The organism is Oceanobacter sp. 1_MG-2023 (genome assembly GCF_030689025.1).
In the GTDB taxonomy this organism is placed as follows: Bacteria; Pseudomonadota; Gammaproteobacteria; order Pseudomonadales; family Oceanobacteraceae; genus Oceanobacter.
Genome location: NZ_JAUYWA010000048.1, coordinates 1 through 3,228, shown reverse-complemented (window position 1 = coordinate 3,228; position 3,228 = coordinate 1). Strand labels below are relative to the sequence as shown.

Annotated in this window: 3 protein-coding genes; 1 reads left to right on the top strand and 2 read right to left on the bottom strand. The window is 52.2% G+C overall.

Annotated elements, in window-relative coordinates:
* Window positions 1-282: 282 nt before the first annotated feature.
* The gene (locus Q8W22_RS16515) at window positions 283-504 is read right to left on the bottom strand and encodes a hypothetical protein (RefSeq protein WP_305453092.1); all 222 of its coding nucleotides are present in this window, start codon (window positions 502-504) and stop codon (window positions 283-285) included.
* A gap of 34 nt (window positions 505-538) precedes the next feature.
* Here Q8W22_RS16515 and Q8W22_RS16510 point away from each other — a divergent pair, with 34 nt between their 5' ends.
* Window positions 539-778 carry a hypothetical protein gene (locus Q8W22_RS16510; RefSeq protein ID WP_305453091.1) on the top strand — a complete coding sequence of 80 codons (240 nt, stop codon included), beginning with the start codon at window positions 539-541 and terminating at the stop codon, window positions 776-778.
* 17 nt (window positions 779-795) lie between these two features.
* Here Q8W22_RS16510 and Q8W22_RS16505 read toward each other — a convergent pair.
* Window positions 796-3,228, bottom strand: a 2,433-nt coding sequence (locus Q8W22_RS16505; RefSeq protein WP_305453090.1) for a cadherin domain-containing protein, incomplete at its 5' end; no start/stop codon positions are given.

The window sequence follows — 3,228 nt, the reverse complement described above, 5'->3', positions numbered from 1 at the left end:
TATACACTTGACCAGCATAGTCATTAAGAGGGTTAAAAACGGCTACGCGATAAATCGGCATGCAATCATTCCTTGTTCAACAGGGTCGCCACCCAGAGATCATCCTTGGAAATAGGGTGGCCACCCAGAGCTCTTCCTTGGAAATAGTTGGCCACTTCTCATTAAGAAACTCAGGCGTCCAGGCTCAGCAATTAGCAAAGCACGGAGATGCCAAATAGGTCTGAAATATCGAAGTGATTTGGAAGGAAGCAGTATAAAAAGCAGGAACAATTATCTCATCAGTCAAAAGGCTGATTTGGTATCAATAAATACCCCCCATATTTTATGCTGGTCAGACCCCAGCGAATATTTATTCGTTATTCGATCGGCCACGGTTTCACTGATAGATTGCCAAATTTCGGAAAAATGCCAACTGGCATTCGCAACCTGAATGGTCTCGGCTCCCTGAATGCTATCGACCAACAACCCCTGACGTTCATTACTGCGCTGCATGTCGTCTTTCATCAAGCACCGCATGCTGCGTAATACGGTCGTACAGATGCTGATGATCTCTGATGTTCTGCTAGGCAATGTGCAACGGCCGACGCAAGGCATCAACCGCAATATAAGCCTGACTGGTTGCTTCAACCAGATCTCGACGAACCTGCAACAGGCCGACATCCTCAGCTCGCCTTTCCGCCGTGCCAGCTCAATGGCACGGCTCAACTTGCCGAAAGTCAGCAACGGCTGCTGGATCGTCACCGTGGCCAGAGGCTGCGCCATCACCCGCATCTGCTAACGAGTGTCCTGTCAGCATCAGACCAACCCCTGTGATGTCATAACGCCCATTGGCATGGTCGTCAGGTAGACTTCATTCAGAGACCGCCCCTCATTCAGATCACTCCAGCTTCCATCCCACAACGATACCGAACCGGATGATGCATTGTCCGTCCAGCGGAAAACAAAACCCGACTCCTGCAATGAGAAAGCCGACCCCCATACTCCGGGAGAACTGAAAGAAGCAACCGCCGAATTATTAGCACCCAGTACCGCACTCCCTGACCCGACCAAGACCACCTGATCATCACTGCCAAGAGCCTCTGCATTGGCCCAGCTGCCCCACTCACTTGAATCGGTATTCAAGACCTCTGTCGAAGAATCCACCCGGACGTAAATGGTATAGCTGGTATCTTCCTCAAACGTCCGGCCACTGTGATCTGACGAACTGCCGTTTACCAGATCAAACACCACCGTACTGGTATCAACCAGAGTGACGGTTTCATCCGCGGCCTGCGATATGTTACCGGCACTGTCGACGGCATAGGCCGTATAATTGCCGCCAGCCAGACCGCTGCTATCAACCGCTACACTGGCATCAGCCGTGGCAACGGCCTGGGTCCACAAACTACCGTCTGCAGAAAGAATATCGGCCTCAGTGGTCACGGCCACTGTATCGCTCACCAAATACACCGTACCCGCTTCATTGCTTTGTAGTGTGATCAACTCCCCTGTTTCATAGGTGCTATCTATCACCAGTGTGCCATCGGCATTAAATGCCTGCACAAAGATCGACTCATCACCGTCACTATCAGTCCCGTACCAGGTCACCACATAGGCGCCAGCGCTGCCCACCGCAGTGATTTGGGGACTTTCGTCATCACCGTTGGTCTTACCCAGCGCTTCCAGCTGTACTGTGTCACCGTTGAAAGAACCATCGGCGTTAAACGCCTGCACAAAGATCGAATCATCACCGCCACTATCGGCCCCGTACCAGGTCACCACATAGGCACCAGCACTGCCCACGGCGGTGACTTGAGGAAAATAGTCATCACCAGTGGTATTACCCGGCGCTTCCAGCTGTACTGTGTCACCGTTGAAGGAACCATTGGCGTTAAAGGCTTGCACAAAGATCGAATAGTCACCGTCGCTATCCTCACCGTACCAGGTCACCACATAGGCGCCATCAGTGCCCACGGCGGTGATTTGAGGATCAACATCATACCCACCCAGTGTTTCCAGCTGTATCGTGGCACCGTTTAAAGAGCCATCAGCATCAAACGCTTGCACAAAGATCGAATAGTCATTGTTGCTATCGACCCCATACCAGGTCGCCACATAGGCGCCATCGCTGCCCACGGCGATGATTTGTGGATCATAGTCACGACCAGTGGTGTTACCCAGCGCTTCCAGCTGTACTTTGTCACCGTTGAAGGAGCCATCGGCTTTAAACGCCTGCACAAAGATCGAATAGTCACCGTCGCTATCATCACCACGCCAGGTCACCACATAAACGCCATCAGTGCCCACGGCGGTGATTTGAGGGTACCGATCAGCACCGGTGATATTATCCAGTGCTTCCAACTGTATCGTAGTGCCGTTGAAGGAGTCATCGGCTTTAAACGCCTGCACAAAGATCGACAGATCACCGTTGCTATCTAACCCGTACCAGGTCACCACATAGGCGCCATCAGTGCCCACCGCAGTGATTTGAGGAAAATAGTCATAACCAGTGGTATTACCCCGCGCTTCCAGCTGTACCGTGGTGCTATTGAAGGAACCGTCAGCATCAAAGGCTTGAACAAAGACCGAATAGTCACCGCCGCTATCCCTTCCGGACCAGGTCACCACATAGGCACCATCACTGCCCACCGCAGTGATTTGAGGACTTTCGTCATCACCGTTGGTCTTACCCAGTGCTTCCAGCTGTACCGTGGCACCGTTGAAGGAACCATCAGCATTAAATACCTGCACAAAGATTGAATAGTCACCGTCGCTATCGGTCCCGTACCAGGTCACCACATAGGCGCCATCGCTGCCTACCGCAGTGATTTGAGGGGCAAAGTCACCACTGGTGGTATTACCCAACGCTTCCAGCTGTGCTGTCGCGAGCGATAACACAATACTGGCTTCTGGGGCAGTATCGTCCAGATCGTTGACATCGAGAGTAACCGCTTGGTCGGTATGGTTACCGGCATCATCAGTAGCGGTAACGATAAATGAGTAACTGGACTTGGTTTCGTAGTCGGGGTTGTTCAGCAAGGTAACAACGCCCGTACTGCTGTCGATGCTGAAGTCACTGGCGTCAGTGTCAGACAAGGAATAAACCGCCGTCGCGTCATCAGTAGTCGCTGTGTAAATAACCGTGCTTTCACCGGAGTTTTCATCAATCGCAGTCGCGGTCGTGCCAGACGTAAACGTGGGTGCCGTTTCATCCACTAACGTAATCCACTCACTGGAAGCCAGGCTCAG

Bases quoted from the DNA above. Each gene is read 5' to 3' on its own strand.
- Q8W22_RS16510 (WP_305453091.1), top strand. From the start codon at position 539: ATGCTGATGATCTCTGATGTTCTGCTAGGCAATGTGCAACGGCCGACG.
- Q8W22_RS16515 (WP_305453092.1), bottom strand. From the start codon at position 504: ATGAAAGACGACATGCAGCGCAGTAATGAACGTCAGGGGTTGTTGGTC.